This is a genomic window from Comamonas squillarum, assembly GCF_025309455.1.
Classification (GTDB): Bacteria; Pseudomonadota; Gammaproteobacteria; order Burkholderiales; family Burkholderiaceae_C; genus Comamonas; species Comamonas squillarum.
In genome coordinates this window covers 2,180,577-2,196,860 of the sequence record NZ_CP104377.1, presented here as the reverse complement: position 1 = coordinate 2,196,860, position 16,284 = coordinate 2,180,577, and the positions used below count along the sequence as shown (strand labels likewise).

The 16,284-nt window shown below is 68.1% G+C and carries 14 protein-coding genes; 12 read left to right on the top strand and 2 right to left on the bottom strand.

Annotated features, from left to right (window positions below):
- The first annotated feature begins 91 nt into the window (after positions 1 to 91).
- Together N4T19_RS10285 and N4T19_RS10280 are read left to right on the top strand one after the other, a co-directional pair.
- On the top strand, positions 92 to 1,078 hold the full coding sequence (locus tag N4T19_RS10285) for an FAD:protein FMN transferase (RefSeq protein WP_116927219.1): 987 nt from the start codon (positions 92 to 94) through the stop codon (positions 1,076 to 1,078).
- Positions 1,075 to 2,463, top strand: coding sequence for a sulfite reductase subunit alpha (locus N4T19_RS10280; RefSeq protein ID WP_116927144.1), 1,389 nt, complete (start codon positions 1,075 to 1,077; stop codon positions 2,461 to 2,463). Before N4T19_RS10285 ends, N4T19_RS10280 begins: the two co-directional genes overlap by 4 nt.
- Before the next feature lie 21 nt (positions 2,464 to 2,484).
- Here the strand turns inward: N4T19_RS10280 and N4T19_RS10275 are convergent, their stop codons facing one another.
- Positions 2,485 to 3,276: a VOC family protein gene (locus N4T19_RS10275; RefSeq protein WP_116927145.1), complete on the bottom strand. Its 792-nt coding sequence runs from the start codon at positions 3,274 to 3,276 to the stop codon at positions 2,485 to 2,487.
- 31 nt (positions 3,277 to 3,307) lie between these two features.
- On the bottom strand, positions 3,308 to 3,874 hold the full coding sequence (locus tag N4T19_RS10270) for an OsmC family protein (protein ID WP_260720138.1): 567 nt from the start codon (positions 3,872 to 3,874) through the stop codon (positions 3,308 to 3,310).
- A 347-nt stretch (positions 3,875 to 4,221) separates the two neighbouring features.
- Between N4T19_RS10270 and N4T19_RS10265 the strand changes: the two genes are divergently transcribed.
- The 10 genes from N4T19_RS10265 to N4T19_RS10220 all read left to right on the top strand — a co-directional run bounded on the left by N4T19_RS10265 (position 4,222) and on the right by N4T19_RS10220 (position 16,284).
- Complete coding sequence (locus tag N4T19_RS10265; RefSeq protein ID WP_409935173.1) at positions 4,222 to 5,886, top strand: TIGR04028 family ABC transporter substrate-binding protein; 1,665 nt, start codon at positions 4,222 to 4,224, stop codon at positions 5,884 to 5,886.
- Positions 5,887 to 5,920: 34 nt separating this feature from the next.
- Positions 5,921 to 6,865: an ABC transporter permease gene (locus N4T19_RS10260; protein WP_260720136.1), complete on the top strand. Its 945-nt coding sequence runs from the start codon at positions 5,921 to 5,923 to the stop codon at positions 6,863 to 6,865.
- 2 nt (positions 6,866 to 6,867) lie between these two features.
- Positions 6,868 to 7,827, top strand: a complete 960-nt coding sequence (locus N4T19_RS10255) for an ABC transporter permease (RefSeq protein ID WP_260720135.1) — start codon at positions 6,868 to 6,870, stop codon at positions 7,825 to 7,827.
- Positions 7,824 to 9,467, top strand: a complete 1,644-nt coding sequence (locus N4T19_RS10250) for a dipeptide ABC transporter ATP-binding protein (protein WP_260720134.1) — start codon at positions 7,824 to 7,826, stop codon at positions 9,465 to 9,467. The genes N4T19_RS10255 and N4T19_RS10250 overlap by 4 nt, the downstream gene beginning before the upstream one ends.
- Positions 9,433 to 10,533 carry a putative FMN-dependent luciferase-like monooxygenase gene (locus tag N4T19_RS10245; protein WP_260720133.1) on the top strand — a complete coding sequence of 367 codons (1,101 nt, stop codon included), beginning with the start codon at positions 9,433 to 9,435 and terminating at the stop codon, positions 10,531 to 10,533. Before N4T19_RS10250 ends, N4T19_RS10245 begins: the two co-directional genes overlap by 35 nt.
- A gap of 20 nt (positions 10,534 to 10,553) precedes the next feature.
- Positions 10,554 to 11,222 (top strand): CMD domain protein, encoded by a 669-nt coding sequence (locus N4T19_RS10240; protein WP_260720284.1) that lies wholly within the window; start codon positions 10,554 to 10,556, stop codon positions 11,220 to 11,222.
- Positions 11,219 to 11,830, top strand: a complete 612-nt coding sequence (locus N4T19_RS10235; RefSeq protein ID WP_409935172.1) for an alkylhydroperoxidase domain protein — start codon at positions 11,219 to 11,221, stop codon at positions 11,828 to 11,830. Before N4T19_RS10240 ends, N4T19_RS10235 begins: the two co-directional genes overlap by 4 nt.
- A 215-nt stretch (positions 11,831 to 12,045) precedes the next feature.
- Positions 12,046 to 14,190 (top strand): tripartite tricarboxylate transporter substrate-binding protein, encoded by a 2,145-nt coding sequence (locus tag N4T19_RS10230; protein WP_260720132.1) that lies wholly within the window; start codon positions 12,046 to 12,048, stop codon positions 14,188 to 14,190.
- A 205-nt stretch (positions 14,191 to 14,395) separates the two neighbouring features.
- On the top strand, positions 14,396 to 15,481 hold the full coding sequence (locus N4T19_RS10225) for an acyl-CoA dehydrogenase family protein (RefSeq protein ID WP_260720131.1): 1,086 nt from the start codon (positions 14,396 to 14,398) through the stop codon (positions 15,479 to 15,481).
- The gene (locus N4T19_RS10220) at positions 15,478 to 16,284 is read left to right on the top strand and encodes an ABC transporter ATP-binding protein (protein ID WP_260720130.1); all 807 of its coding nucleotides are present in this window, start codon (positions 15,478 to 15,480) and stop codon (positions 16,282 to 16,284) included. The genes N4T19_RS10225 and N4T19_RS10220 overlap by 4 nt, the downstream gene beginning before the upstream one ends.

Below are 16,284 nucleotides of genomic sequence, written 5' to 3'. Positions count from 1 at the left end.
GGCCCAGGCCAGGGGGGAAGGCCAGCTGGCCCCGGCAAGCCCTGCGCTGGCCGGCCACTCCTTTGCATCCCCCGCCTGGAGGGCGCCTGCGATGCACCATGCGCAGGATGCCAGCCTGCACCGCCTGCAGGGCGCGACGATGGGCACCACCTGGTCGCTGCGCCTGGCCAACCCCGACTACGCCCCGCTGGCGCCGGTACAGGCGCTTGTGCAGCAAACGCTGGAGGCCGTCATCGCGCAGATGAGCAACTGGGAGGCGGACTCCTGCCTCTCGCGCTTCAATGGCGCCGCTGCAGATACCTGGCACGCGCTGCCCCTCGAGTTGGCACAGGTGCTGGATGCGGCCCTTTACTGGGCCCGCGCCTGCGATGGCGCCTATGACCCGACCGTCGGCGCGCTGGTGTCGCTCTGGGGCTTTGGCCCGCGTGCAGACCCGCACGCGCCGCACAGCGGCCAGCCACCTGCGCAGGCCGCTATTGACCGCGCGCTGCAGGTCTGCGGCCACCAGCGCCTGCAGTGGCAGCCGCAGCTGCGGCGATTGCTGCAGCCCGGTGGCCTGCAGCTGGACCTGAGCGGCATCGCCAAGGGCTATGCCGTCGACTGGGTCGCCGAGCGCTTGCGCGCCGCGGGCTGGCAGCATGCGCTGCTGGAGATTGGCGGAGAGATTCGGACCTGGGGGCACAAGCCCGGCGGACAGCCTTGGCGCGTGGCCGTGGCGGGTGTGGCCGGCGATGAGCCGCTGGCGGTGCCGCTGGTCGATGGCGCGCTGGCCAGCTCGGGCGACCACTGGCATGTGTTCATGCATGGGGGCCGGCGCTTTTCGCACAGCTTGGATCCGCGCACCGGCCAAGCAGTGGCCCATGCACTGACCAGCGTGACCGTCTACCACGACGAATGCATGCATGCCGATGCGCTGGCCACCGTGCTCACGGTGCTGGGGCCCGAGGACGGCTGGCAGTTTGCGCTGCAGCAGCAGCTGGCGGCCGTCTTTCACAGCCATCCCGATGCCGGGCAGCCGCAAGGCCTGCGCCGGATGACGCCGGCCTGGCAGCAGCGTTTTGCAGGCAGCATGCAGTGATGATCGATTGGATAGCAAGCCCTGCGCGGGTGGCAGGTGCCGCCGCCTTGGTGGCTGGATATACGCTCTTGTGCGCCGCTGTGGCCGGGCGCTTGTGGCGCCAGCGCCGGGCCGAGCGCCAGGAGCAGCTCGCGCTGCAAGCGGGTACGCAGCAGGGCGCGCCGGTGCTGGTGGCCTATGCCAGCCAGACCGGCCGGGCCGAGGCCCTGGCGCATGAGACCGCGCGCGTGCTGCATGCCGGCGGCTGCGCGGTGCAACTGCGGCCGGTGCAGGCGCTGCGCCTGGCCGACCTGCAGGCCTGCGCGCAGAGCCTGTGGCTGCTGTCCACCACCGGCGAGGGCGATGCGCCCGACGACGCGCTGCCATTTGTGCGCCAGGTGCTGGAGCAGGCGCTGCCGCTGCCCGGGCACAACGCCCATGTGCTGGCGCTGGGCGACAGCGAATACGCCGCCTTCTGCGCCTTTGGCCTGCGCGTGCAGCAGTGGCTGCAGCAGCAAGGCGCCAAGGCCGATGTGCTGTGCATGGACAACGGGGATGAGGCCAGCTTGATGGCCTGGCAGGGCCAGACGGCCGAGTTGCTGCAGTCGCTGACCGGCCAGGCCGGCGATGGCTGGAGCCAGCCGGAAGCCGCCCAGCCCTGGGTGCTGCGCCGCCGCCAGTTGCTCAACCCCGGCAGCCAGGGCGGCCCGGTGTACCTGCTCGACTGGCAGCCGCAGTCGGGCTCGTTGCCGCTTTGGGAATCCGGCGACCTGGTATCGCTGGCGGTGCCGGCCGATCCGCAGCGCAGCCGCGATTACTCCATCGCCTCGGTGCCCGAAGATGGCTGCCTGCAATTGCTGGTGCGCCAAAGCAGGCGTGCCGATGGCACACCGGGCCTGGCATCGGGCTGGTTGTGCGAGGGCATGGCCGTGGGTGATGTGCTGCCGATGCGGCTGCGTGCGCACAGTGGATTCAGGTTGGGTGACAACGCCGAGCGCCCTTTGCTGCTGATCGGCAATGGCACCGGCTTGGCAGGGCTGTGCAGCCATATCCGCGCGCGCATGGTGCAAGGGCGCTCTGACCAGTGGCTGGTGTTTGGCGAGCGCCGTGCTGATGAGGATGCGCTGCTGGACGCACAACTGCAGCAGTGGCTGGCCGCTGGCCAGCTGGAGCGCCTGGACCGCGCCTGGTCCCGCGATGCCACCGACCCTTGCTATGTGCAGCAGTTGCTGGAGCGCCAAGCGCAGCGCCTGCGCGACTGGGTCGCGTGCGGCGCTGCGATCTATGTCTGCGGCAGCCAGCAGGGCATGGCGCAGGGCGTGGATGCGGTGCTGCGCCAGGTTCTGGGTGCCGCGGAGGTGGATGCGCTGGCGCTGGCCGGGCGCTACCGGCGTGATGTGTATTGAGAGCTCGTCTGGCTTGACAGCTTAGGCGGTGGCCAGGCTGCTGTTGGCCTTGCTCGCCGGCTCCGTTTTCTCAAACGCAATGGCTGCCCCATGCGCCAGCTTGGCAGCAGCCTGGTCCCAGCTGCCCGTGCCACCCTTGAGCGCAATCACGAACGGCCCTTCGCCCTTGCTCTGCAGTTGCGGCGCCGTCTGCGTCAGCTCCAGCACGCTGTTGCCCAGCGCAATCGTGGCGCTGCTGCCGCCGTCAGCCGCGTGGATGTGCGCGCCATCGCCCAGCAAGGCGCGGTAGCGCTCCAGGCTTTGCAGCAGGTCGCTGACGGCGACGGTCAGGCGCGCCACACCGGTGGCGCCGTTGGCATGCTGGCGCACTTCACCTTCGGGCACGCGCAGCTTGCGTGGTGTGATGTCGCCGCAGAGGAAGGGCAGGTCATGCGTGTGCGGGCGGCCGGTCTGCCATTGCAGCTTTTCGCCATCGGGGCGCAGGCGGCCGCCATCCAGCGGGCCTTGCAACTCCAGGCCGCGCGCCTTGGCCGCAATAATCACCTCGGCGGTGCTGGTGGGCAGCAGCGCAAAGTCGATGATGCCTTCGCCATGCTGGTCCAGCAGCTGCCACCAGCGGTCCTGCGGCGCGGGGCTGCGCCAGGCGATCAGCTCGAAATAGGCGCCGTCCTCAAACACCACCAGCGCATTGTGGGTGGGGCGGCCGGGGTGTTCACCGCCGCGCACAACGGTAAAGCCAAGGGCCGCGTAGTCGTCAATGGTTTTGTCGAGGTCGTGGACCGCGATCACGATGTGGTCAAGTGTCAGTGCCATGGGAGATATCCGTAAAAGGGGAGGAGGGGAATCAGGCCGCTTGCTTGTGTGTCTGGGCCAGCGAATCGCTGTGCTCGACGGTGGCGCGGATGGTCTGCGGCTGGCGCAGCAGGTTCAGGATTGGGCAGGTCTGCTCGACGGCGGCAAACAGCGCATCGATGTCGGCGCGCGGCGCGGGCGAGTCGATATGCACGGTGTAGGCAATGTCGTGGGGCCATACCGGCGTGGCCTCGTGGCCGGGCTTGCCCGCGCGCGGGTCGATCACGCCGCTCACCTCCACCTCCAGGCTGGTCAGCGGCACCTGCTGCGCCGATGCCTGGATCAGAGGGATATGGGTGACGCAGCTGCCCAGCACACCCAGCTGCAGCTCGGGCGAACTGGGCCCCAGGTTGTAGCCGGCAAAGCTCGGCGGGCTGTCGCTGATGACCTGGTGCTCGCGGATACGGATGCGGCGCACGCCGCTGCGCCCTTCGGCGCTCACGGTGGCACGCTGGGCCGTGGCCTGGGCCGTGCCGGCATCGATCTGGGCATCGCGGGCCAACACGGCGCCGCGCTTTTCAGCCAGGTAGTCATTCAAGGTAGCAGGGCTTGCACTCATGGAGTCTCTTGGAAATGTGCTGCATCGGCGGGAGGTGATGCATGCCGAAGACCATTGTTGGTGTTGAGAGCCTGCGCGTGAACTGCGCAGATCGCATGTGCATATGCAGCCGCTGCGCATGTGCTTATGCGCAAACCCTCTATGCGGCGGCGGGCCTGGTGGCCGCGCGCTTCCTTGGTTTGCGCATATCGATGCTCCGAAAAATACCTTCTCGCCACGCGCCAAATGCCTAGCATGACAAACCCAGATGGCGGCATTTCCAACAAAGGTGCTGCTGGCCGGTGGCCGCGGTTGGCGCGCCGGAGCAGGCAAGGTTGCCCGATGGTTAGCGAGGGTGGTGTGTGGTGGTGAAAGCAAATAAATTCAAAAAATTGGCGCTATGGAGTGCGGCGCTGCTGGCGCTGGGCGGGCTGCTGTCGGCCTGCTCCAAGAACGAGGGCGTGGCCGAGGCCAAGACCGATACCGGCCCTGCCAGCGGTGGCGCGCTGGTGTACCTGGAGCAGCAGGCGCATACCAACCTCTACCCGCCAGCCGGTGGCTTCTATCCCAATGGCGGCGTGCTCAACCAGATAACAGACAAGCTCACCTACCAGGACCCCAAGACGCTGGAGATCCAGCCCTGGATTGCCAAGAGCTGGACCATCAACGACACGGCCACCGAGTTCACGTTCGAGCTGCGCCCGGGCGTGACTTTCTCCGACGGCACGCCGCTCGATGCAGCAGCGGTGGCCAAGAACTTTGACACCTATGGGCGCGGCAATAAGGCGCTCAAGCTGCCGGTGTCTGAGGTCATCAACAACTACGAGCGCAGCGAGGTGCTGGGCCCGCTGACGGTGAAGTTCTATTTCAGCAAGCCCTCGCCGGGCTTCCTGCAGGGCACCTCGGTGATCGGCTCGGGCCTGGTTGCTTTGCAGACGCTGGAGCGCCCGTTTGACGAGCTGGGTGACGCCACCAAGATCATTGGCTCGGGCCCCTTTGTGGTGGCGAGCGAAACGCTGGGCAAGGAGCTGCTGCTGTCGGCCCGCAAGGACTACAGCTGGGGCCCTGCGCAGCTGGCGCACCAGGGCCGCGCGCGGCTCGATGAAGTGCGCTTTATCGTGACGCCGGAAGACAGCGTGCGCATTGGCGCGCTGCTGTCGGGCCAGGCCGGCGTGATCCGCCAGGTGCAGGCCTATGACGAAAAGCGGGTCGAGGAGCAGAAGTTCGTCATCTACGCGCCGTCCACGAGGGGCGTGAACAACAGCATTGTTTTCCGCCCCGACAACGCGCTGGTGGCAGATCTGAAAGTGCGCCAGGCGCTGCTGCACGCCACCAATACCCAGGAGGTTGTGCAGACCCTGTTCTCGCACAACTACCCGCAGGCCACCTCGGTGATCGCGGCCAGCGCGCAGGGCTATGTCAACCTGGCGGGCAAGCTGGCCTACGACCCGCAAAAGGCCCAGCAGCTGCTGGACAGCGCGGGCTGGACGCCCGGGCCCGATGGCATCCGCCAAAAGGACGGCCGCGCGCTGGTGCTGGCCGCCTACGATTCGCTGCCCCAGCCGCAGAACAAGGAAACCCTGCAACTGGTGGCCCAGCAGTGGGGCAAGGTGGGGGTCAAACTGCAGGTGCTGAGTGGCGATGCCGGCGTGCGCGTTGTCGACAACCTGGACCCGGAAAAAACCCCGGTCGCCCCCGGCATGGTGGGCCGCGCCGATCCCGATGTGATCAAGAGCAACTACTACCCGACCAACCGCAACGTGCTGCTGCAGCAAGGCGGCGTGAGCCAGAAGGTCAAGGGCTTTGTCGATCCGCAGCTCAATGGCTTGCTGGAGGCGATTGCCGCGCAGACCGATACGCAAAAGCGCCTGGCGCTGACGGCCGAGGTGCAGAACTACCTGATCGACCAGGCCTATGTGATCCCCATTTTTGAAGAGCCGCAGGCCTTTGCCGCAGCCCCCTGGGTGCGCGAGGTGGGCTTTGAGGCGGTGGGGCGCCCGAGCTTTTACAGCACCTGGCTGGCCAAGCGCTAAGGCGCAGCCCCGCTGAGCGGCAAGGAGCATCCCGATGTCCTTCTATCCCTACCTGGCCCGGCGCAGTGCCCAGGCGCTCTTGGTGCTGTGGGCGGCGTTCACCGCGTCCTTCGTGCTGCTGCAGCTGCTGCCGGGCGATGCGCTGCTGATCAAGTTCTTGAGCCCCGAGCTGGGCCTGGGCCCGCAGGAGGTGGCCGACATCCGCGCCGCCTATGGCGCGGACCAGCCCGTGTGGCAGCAGTACTGGCACAGCCTGACGGGCTTTGTCAGCGGCAACTTTGGTTACTCGCTGCAGGCGGGCGTGCCGGTCAGCCAGGGGCTGGCCACCAGCCTGCCGCCCACCTTGCGGCTGGCGGGCCTGGGCTTTGCCTTGGCGCTGGTGCTGGCCCTGGTGCTGGCGCTGCTGGCCCAGTTGGCACCCTGGCGCTGGCTGCGCGGCGCGCTCTATGCGCTGCCTTCGGTGTTTGTCTCGGTGCCCGTGTTCTGGCTGGGCATTGTGCTGATCCAGCTGGTCTCGTTCCGCCTGGGCTGGATCCCCGTGATCAACCCCGGTAAATGGCAGGGCCTGGTGCTGCCGACCTTGACCTTGGCGATCCCCATTGCCGCGCCGCTGGCGCAGATCCTGCTGCGCAATGTGGACGAGGTGCTGACCCAGCCCTTTGTGGCCGTGGCCCGCGCCAAGGGCGCGCCGCGCCTGTGGGTGCTGCTGCGCCATGTGGCCGGCAACGCTGCACTGCCGATGCTGACGATGGCCGGCGTGCTGTTTGGCGAGCTGCTGGGCGGCGCCGTCGTGACCGAGGCCGTCTTTGGGCTCAATGGCCTGGGGAGCCTCACGCAGCAGGCTGTCGGCAACCAGGACAGCGCCGTGCTGCAGGCGGTCGTGGTCATCTCGGCCACCGCCTTTGTTTTGATCAATCTGGTGGTGGACTTGCTCTACCCGCTGTTCGATCCGCGTTTGCGCAACCGTTTGGGAGTTTGACCATGTCTGCAAGCACTTCATCACCCGCCGGCCTGGGGGCCCTGGCCGCCGAGCCGGCCCTGTTGGGCGCAGCCCGTGGCGCTGCCAGTGCGGCGGTGCAGGCGCCGCCGCAGCGGCTTGCCGCGCCGCGCCGCGCTGCGATCTTTGCTGCCGCCTTGCAGCGCCTGCGCGCCGCACCGCTGGGCCTGTTGCTGGCCTGGGGCGTGCTGGCGCTGGTGGCCTTGTGGGCCATCGCACCGGGCCTGTTTACCAGCCACAACCCGGTGCTGGGCATGGCCGGCCAGCAGCTGCAGGCGCCCAGTGCCGCCCACTGGCTGGGGACGGACGCGCTGGGCCGCGACAGCTATGCCCGCCTGGTCTATGGCGCGGTGCATTCGCTCAGCGGCGCCTTTGTGGCCGTCAGCGTGGGCCTGGTGCTGGGCAGCTTGCTGGGCCTGGTCGCAGGCGCTACGGGCGGCTGGGTGGAGGATGTGGTGATGCGCATCGTCGATGTGCTGCTGTCGGTGCCCTCGCTGCTGTTGTCGCTGTCGGTGATCATCATCCTGGGCTTTGGCACGGTGAACGCGGCGCTGGCCGTGGGGGTCGTATCGGTGGCCAGCTTTGCGCGCCTGCTGCGCTCGGAAGTGGTGCGGGTGCGCCGCTCAGACTACGTGGAGGCAGCGCTGGGCAGTGGCGGGCGCTTTGCGGCTGTGCTCTGGCGCCATGTGCTGCCCAATTCACTGACCTCGGTGATCGCGCTGGCGGCGCTGCAGTTTGGCTCGGCCATTCTGGCCATCTCCACCCTGGGCTTTCTCGGCTATGGCGCGCCACCGCCCACGCCCGAATGGGGCTTGCTGATTGCCGAAGGCCGCAACTATATCTCCACCGCCTGGTGGCTGACGGCAGCGCCCGGCCTGCTGGTGGCAGCGGTGGTGCTGGCGGCCAACCATATCAGCGCCGATCTGACCCGGAGGCGCGCATGACGGACACTGCCATTCCCGTTTTGCAGGTGGAGAACCTGTCGATCGCCTACCACGATGGCCAGGCCGAGCAGCGCACCGTGCACGAGGTCTCGTTCTCCATCGCCGCCGGTGAGGTGCTGGCCCTGGTGGGCGAGTCCGGCTCGGGCAAGACGACCACCGCCCAGTCCATCATGGGCCTGCTGGCCGACAACGGCCGGCTGCAGGCCGGCAGCATCCGTATCAACGGCCAGGACGTGGCAGGCTGGTCGCAGCGCCAGCTGCAGGCGCTGCGTGGCAAGGTGGTTAGCTTGATTCCGCAGGACCCGACCACCTCGCTGAACCCGGTGCGCACCGTGGGCGACCAGGTGGGCGAGATGCTGCGCCTGCATGGCTGGCGCGACAAAAAGCAGATTGCCCAGCGCGTGCTGGAGCTGCTGCACAAGGTAGGGCTGTCGCAGCCCGAGCTGCGCGCGCGCCAGTTTCCGCATGAGCTCTCGGGCGGCATGAAGCAGCGCGTGCTGATCGCCATTGCGATTGCGCTGCAGCCAGCGCTGATCATTGCCGATGAACCGACCAGCGCGCTCGATGTGACGGTGCAGCGCCGCATTCTGGACCTGATCGACGACCTGCGCCGTGAGTTTGGCACTGCTGTGCTGCTGGTCACGCACGACCTGGGTGTGGCTGCCGACCGTGCCAACCGCCTGGTCGTTCTGCAGGCCGGCCGCATCCAGGAGCAGGGGCCCACGGCCGATGTGCTGCGCAATCCGCAAAGCCGCTATACGCGCCAGTTGCTGGCCGATGCGCCATCGCTGGGCCATGTGCCGGTACGCGCGCCCCGGGCCGTGGATGCCGAGCCGGCGATTGTGGTGCGCGATCTGGTGCATGAGTTTGCGGTGGCGGGCCAGCGCGGTCTGTTCCGCGCGGTCGATGGCATCTCGTTCGAGGTGCCCCGGGGCAGCACGCATGCGATCGTTGGCGAGTCCGGCTCGGGCAAGACCACGACCATCCGCGACGTGGTCGGCTTTGGCAAGCCCACATCGGGCAGCATCATGGTGGAGGGCGTGGATGTGACGGCCTTGCGCGGAGAGGCTTTGCGCCAGTTCCGGAAAACCGTGCAGCTGGTCTACCAGAACCCGTTCAGCTCGCTCGATCCGCGCCAGAGCATCTACGCGATCATCGAAGAGCCACTGCTGAACTTTGAGCGCCTGGCGCCTGCCGAGCGCGAGCGCCGCGTGCACGACATGCTGGCGCGCGTCGGCTTGCCGCAAGCGGTGCTGACGCGCCGGCCACGTGCGCTCTCGGGCGGCCAGCGCCAGCGCGTGGCCATTGCCCGGGCGCTGATTCTGCAGCCCCGCGTGCTGGTGCTCGATGAGGCCGTGTCCGCCCTCGATGTGACGGTGCAGGCGCAGATTCTGGCCTTGCTCGACCAGCTCCAGCGCGAGCTGCAACTGACCTATCTCTTTATCTCGCACGACCTGGCCGTGGTGCGCCAGATTGCCGACACCGTCTCGGTGCTGCAGGGCGGCCGCCAGGTCGATGCCGGGCCGGTGGACGAGGTGTTCTCGCGCCCCGGCAGTGCCTATACGCGCGAGTTGATCGCCGCCATTCCCGGAAAAAAACACCAGCATGAACCCGAGCCCCTCTCACAACTCGCCGCCTAGAAAACGTCTGGGCTTTTTCAGCCGCCTGCTGGACCAGGCCAGCGCGGCCGAGCGCTACCGCCTGGTGACCGCGCAGATCCAGCATGCCGAAGCCCATGGCTTTGACACGGCCTGGGTCGCGCAGCACCACTTTCATGAAGCCGAAGGCGGCCTGCCTGCACCGCTGGTGTTTCTGAGCCATGTGGCCGCGCGCACGCAGCGCATCCGCCTGGGCACCGGCATTGTCACCTTGCCGATGGAAAACCCGATCCGTGTTGCCGAAGATGCGGTAGTGCTCGATCTGCTCTCGGGCGGCCGGCTGGAGTTTGGCGTGGGCACCGGTGGCACGCCGGAATCCTTTAGCGCCTTTGGCTTGCGCAGCGAAGACCGCGCCCGCATCTATGCGCAGCACCTGGCCGTGCTGCGCAATGCCTGGGCAGGGCTGCCGCTGCCCGGGGGTGATCGTCTTTACCCCGCCGGGCCCCAGCTTTTGTCACGCATCTGGCAGGCCACGTTCTCGGCCGCCGGGGCCGAGCGCGCTGGCCTGGCTGGCGACGGGCTGATGCTCTCGCGCACCCAACCGCGCAGCGCCGAGGCACCGCATGCCAGCTTGGCCGATATCCAGAACCCCTTGATCGACACCTACCTGGCGGCATTGCCGGCAGGTGCCGCGCCGCGCATCCTGGGATCGCGCACCCTGTTTGTGGCCGAGGACCGCCAGCGTGCCTTGCAGCTGGCCGAGCTGGGCCTGCGCCGCAGCCTGGCGCGTGCAGCGGCTGCCAACCCGGGCGGCCCGGCCAGCCAGTGGGGCCCGGATGCACCGCTGGCGCAGCTGCTGGCCGCCTACGACGTACATGTGGGTACGCCCGATGAGGTGATTGCCTCGCTGCGCGCCGACACGGCGCTGGCGCGGGCGACCGATATCTCGTTCCAGGTGCATTCGATCGACCCGCCGCATGCCGACATCCTGCGCTCGATCGCGCTGACCGCGCAGTATGTGGCGCCTGCACTGGGCTGGCAGCGCGAAGACGCACTGGTGCCACCTGCGGCCGCCTCTTATCCCCTGCCAATACCGGCGCTGGCCTGATTTTTTGGAGTGATGACTTGATGACTTCTGCATGGAACCCATCGCCTGGCGATGATGTGATTGACCAGCTCGCCGGCATAGCGCCGGGCAGCCACCTGGATGCCGTGCGCCGCCACCGCCTGCAGGCGCGCGAGCAGGCCCAGCAAAGCTTTCTGGCGCTGTTGGCGCCGCGTGCGCCGCTCAGCAGCGATTGGCCGTTGGCCGAGCGCCTGGCCGTCGCCGCCTTTGTGGCCGGCCTGCACCAGCAGCCGCAGGTGCAGCGCTTTTACCGCGATGCGCTGGCGGCCCAGGCCAGCCTGGCGCTGGGCAAAGCCATTGACGCCGAAGTGGCGCAAGGCCTGGCCCGTGGGCCTTACGGCCAGTACCCGCAAGGCCCTTTGAGCGCCGAAGACCAGGCCGGCCCGGTCTATGCGGTAGGCGCAGAGGCACGCGCGGTGCTGGGCGAGCGGCTGTCCGCTGGCCTGGCGCATGCGCATCTGCTGGTCTTCCACCCCGGCGACGCCCAGCCCGCGCATCTGCAGGCCTTGCTCGATGCCGGCTGGAGCGAGAACGACATCGTGGTGCTGTCGCAGCTGGTGTCGTTCCTGGCCTTTCAGATCCGCGTGGTGGCGGGCCTGCGCCTGTTGCAGGCGCATCCTGCTCCAGCGGCTTCTGCCCAACAACCCACCGCCGAGGAGAGCGCGGTATGAGCAAGCACACATTGAACTACCCGAACAGCACCGCGCCCCAGGTCTTTACCCAGGCCCAACTGGACTGGCTGCCCTGGATCGAGCCGCTGCCCGAAGCCGAGCTGACCCCACGCCATATCGAAGGCCTGGTCGATGCATCGCGCGCCAAATCGCCGTACTTTCGGCTGCTGGCGCGCGATCCCGACACCCTGGGCGCGCGCACCCGCACCGACAAGGACATCTTCTACAACCCCGAGGCAGGCTTGCCCCGCGCCGAGCGCGAGCTGGCCGCTGCCGCCACCTCTCGCCTCAACGGCTGCATTTACTGCGCATCGGTGCATGCACGCTTTGCCTCGCATTTCTCGCGCCGCGAAGACGATGTGCAAAAGCTGCTGGATGACGGCGTACAGGCCGATCTGGGGCCGCGCTGGAACGCGATTGTTGCCGCCTCGGTTGCGTTGACCGAGACGCCGCTGGCGCTGGATGCTTCGCATATCGATGGCCTGCGCCAGGCCGGGCTGGATGACTATGCGATTGCCGATGCCTTGCAAGGCGCCGCCTTCTTCAACTGGGCCAACCGGCTGATGCTGAGCCTGGGCGAGCCAGCGCTGGAGACGGCGCCGGCCTAGAGCGGCCAAGCAGCTTGAAAAGCCCTGGGAGGAGGCGCAGCGCCACCCAGGGTTTTTTCTTGGGACGGTTGCCGCCGGGCGGCAGAAGAAAAAGCGCATACTTTGGCGCTGTATCCCTTTTAGTCCATGGCTGCCATGCTCTTTCCTCTGCATCCTTCCAGCGGCGGCATACCGCAGCAGCGACCCGTGCCCAGGCGGCGGGCCAGGGGCTCGGTATGAGCGCCTTGCAAGTCTTGCGTGCCTGGCTGGGGTTGCTGGCACTCAGCCTGGGCCTCGCTTGCGCCCAGGCTGCGCCGCCCGACTACCAGGATCTGTATGCCCACCCCGAGCGCGCCATGCCGATGCAGCAGCACTGGCAGATGCAGCCGGTGTCGTCGTCTGCGCCACCCTGGGCAGAGATCTTCATGTTCCAGATCCGCTTTGATCCCCGCCTGGTCGATCGCCTGCGCTGGCTCAGCCTGAACCCCGACCCCGACATGGCACTGGCCCCCGCCTTGTTCGATGCCCTGGACGGCCGCACGCTGTTTCTGGCACCGTCCGCGCGCAGCCTGTGCGATGGCCGCTGGCAGGTGGTGCGGGTCGAATCCATCAGCAACTCCAGCGTCAACAAGGTGCTGCAGCCCGCTACCAAGGTCTGGCTGGTGCAGCACAAGCCAGGGGGCACACTGGAGGCCACAACCGCCTATGGGCGCCTGGATGCGCAGGGCCATTGGGCCGTGCCGCCGCTCACCTGCGACGGCAGCACCACCAATGTGGTGTTCTCCGCCGATGCGCTCGCCTATCTGAGGCCGGACGATGCCCAGCCCCTGCCCTCGGACCTCCAGCTGGACCTGGTGTATGCGCAGCCGGGCCTGCGCGATGCCCGGGGCCGCTGGCTGGCGCCGGTGCCGCCCAGCGATATAACGACCGCGCATTGGATGGACTACAAAAAGCAGATCATCACGCCCGGCTCGGGCGGCTCAGGCCTGATCGATCCGCAAGGGCGCATGGTGATTCCGTTCATCTTTGGCGACCTGCCCGATGCGACGGCGCAGCGCCGCATCCACCTGTGCAGCAACGCCGGGCTGCGCCTGCTGCGCGACGCCCGAACGCCCCGGGTGTGCCGCTGGCAGCGCCTGCAGCGCAGCCAGGGCGGTGAGGCGCTGCGCCCCGTGTTGGATGCTGCGAGCGGTCGCTGGGGCTACCAGAATGCGCGCGGCCAGTGGGCGATTGCGCCGCAGTTCCACGAGGCACGCCGGTTTCGCCATGGCTACGCGGTGGTGGCGGCGCCGTTTGCCGATGACTGGCGGCCGCCCGGCTGGCAAGACGCGTGGCCGATGGTCCGGCAGTACTGGCGCATGGGCCGCTACTGGGTGGCTGAGGCACTGGTGCGCAATCCATCGACTGCCGGGCAGTGGGCCATCCGCTATGGCCTGATGAACGATGCCGGCCAATGGCTCGCGCCGCAGGCGCAACTGCCGCTGCAGATCACCGTGCCATCGCCCGCCGGTGGCCGCAATGGCCACTATGCCCAGATGCTGGCCGCCCATTTGCCGGCGCTGCTGGGCCGCCAGGTCGAGGTGACACATCTGCCCGATGCCAGCGTGGCCGACTACGAACGGCTGGCTGCCCAAGGCGGCAACCGCCAGCTGCTGTTTACGGCCATGACCCTTCCGCGCGGCGGCATCCCGGGCCTGCACCAGGGGCCTCCCATCGATACGGCGCTGCGATCGCTGCAGCCGGTGACCTTGGTCGCGTCGCAGCCCATGGTGCTGGCCATCGACAGCACCCAGGCCGATGCGCTGGGCATCCATAGCACCGATGATCTGCTGGCCTACGCCCGTGCCCACCCGGGCCGGTTGCGGGTGGGCACGGGTGAGGATGGCTGGATCGGGCAGCTGGCGTTGGCCCAGCTGCTGGCGCGCAGCGGCGTGGACCTGCAGCGCGTGGTCTTCCCCGGCAGGTACCCCGACTCCGATGTGGTGACGAAGGCGCATGCGGTGGAGCTGGTGTTGGCGCCTGTGAATGGCGTAGCCACCGCAGTGCGGCGCGGCCAGCTGCGGGTGCTGGGCACCACGGCCTACCCGGCCCATCCGCAAAGCCTCGATGGCATTACCTGGCCCACGCTGGGCGCCCATGCCTTGCTGGCCGGTTTGGCGGTCTACGACCACTTCATACTCTGGGCCGCTGCCAACTCTGATCCCGCCACCAACCGCGAACTGCAGCAGGCCATCGCCCAGCTGCTGGCCAAGCCCGAGGTTCAGCAGCAGCTGCAAGAGATCCAGGCCGTGGGCGGCGGCGGCTCGCCCGAGAGCCTGCTGGCGCTGGAGGCGCAGATGCGCGAGCAATGGCTGCGCGCCCAGGCCTTGACGGCGCCGTGAGTGTGATGCAGCTGCGATTGGTCAAATAAGCCTATAAGGCAGTTGCGTTAGACTGCAGCATCCTCGCGCGGGGCCTGCCCGCGCTCCCACCATGACTTTTTGCCGGTCCGGCGACTGACCATGCGACGGATGCTCTCCAACCGCTCTCCTGGGCGGGCTGCGGCAGCCGGTGTGTCTGAGACGACCGTGCGGGCCTCCCAACACGATGAGCACTTCCTCCCCCTTGCTGACCGACAGCGCAAGAACCGATATCGCACAGCGCGCCTATGTGCTCGATACCCAGGCCGAGCTGGCCAGCACCGTGCTGCCGATGCTGGCCCACCATGACCTGCTGCGTACCGGCCTGCCGGTCGCACAAGGAGGGCTTGGTGGTGATGTGCGCGATGCCATTGCCGCGATCGCGGAGGTGGCCAGCCTGTCGCTGACGACGGCCTTTGTGTTCTGGAGCCAGCGCGCCTTTATCCATTACCTGCAAGCCAGCGGCAATGAGGCCGCGCGCGAGCGCTGGTGGGATGCCTTGCTGCGCGGCGATATCGCCGGGGCGGTGGGCCTCTCCAATGTGATCAAGTTCCTCTCGCGCATCGAGGCCTTGCAGGTGCAGGCCAAGCCACAGGCGCAAGGCTGGTGCCTCGATGGCGTCCTGCCTTGGGTCTCCAACGTGCGCAGCCAGGGTTTTGTCGTGGCTGTCGCCGTGCAGCCCGAAGGTGGCGGCCTGCCGATGGTGATGGCGCTGGAGAGCGGGCTGCCTGGCCTGGTGCGCTCGCCCGATCTGGACCTGCTGGGCATGCGCGCCAGCAATACCGCAGCGCTGCAGCTGAACCAGGTGACGGTGCCAGCGCATGCGCTGCTGGCCCAGGCCGGGCCGCCCTACCTGAAGGCCGCGCGCCCAGGTTTCTTGGGCATGCAATGCGCGCTGTCGATCGGCCTGGCGCGGGCCGCGCTGCAGGCCGCTGCCCAGGGGGGTGGCGCGCGTGGCCCCTTGCACGGACGGGTGGTGGAGGCGCAGAAGCTGCTGGGCCAGATCGAGGCCGAGCTGCTGGACGGTGTGCTGGGTGACCGCTGGGTTGCTGATGTCAGTCCCTTGTTTGCATTGCGCATGCGCCTGGCGGGCCTGGTGCAACAAGCGCTGCAGCTGGAGCTGCAAGCCACCGGCGGCCGCGCCTATCTGCAGGACCAGCAGCCCGATTTTGGCCGCCGCTGGCGCGAGTCGGCCTTTATCCCGATCGTCACGCCCAGCCTGACGCAGCTGGAGGGCGAGCTGGCCCAGCATGCCGCGCAGGTGTCGGCATGACGGCAGCCCTTGCACACCGCCAGGCCTTGCAGGGCCGGGGCCTGGCCTATGGCTACCGGGCCGGTCAGCCGGTGTTTGCCGGTATCGATATCGATATCGACAGCCAGGAGATTGTGGCGCTGCTGGGCGGCAGTGGCTGCGGCAAATCGACCTTGCTGCGCACGCTGGCGGGGCTGCAGCCGCCCGATGCGGGAACCCTGCAGTTTCTCGATGCGCCTTTGCGGGCGCCGCACCCGCGCGCGGCCGTGGTGTTCCAGCAGGCCAGCCTGCTGCCCTGGCTGAATGTGCAGGACAACGTGGCCTTTGGCCTGGACTTCAAGCACCAGCCCCAGGCCACGCAACCGGTGATTGCGCAGCGCGTGCAGGCCAGCATCGAGGCCGTGGGCCTGCGCGGCAAGGAAAAGCTTTTTCCGGCCCAGCTCTCGGGCGGCATGGCCCAGCGGGCGGCGCTGGCCCGGGCGCTGGCGCGCGAGCCGCGCCTGCTGCTGGCCGATGAGCCTTTCTCGGCGCTCGATGTGCTCACCCGCAGCGACATGCAGGCGCTCTTGGTGGAGGTCGTGCACCGCTGGCATACCGCCGCGCTCCTGGTCACCCACGATATCGACGAGGCCCTGCTGGTGGCAGACCGGGTGCTGCTGATGGGCAGCACACCCGATGTGCAAGCCGGCGCTGGCCGCATTGTGCAGAGCTGGCGCATCGACATTCCGCACCCACGGCGCATGGACGACGAGCGCGTCGCTGCGATGCGGCTGGAGATCTTGCATGCATTGCAAAGCCTGCGCGGGCAGGCCACGGCCGTCTGA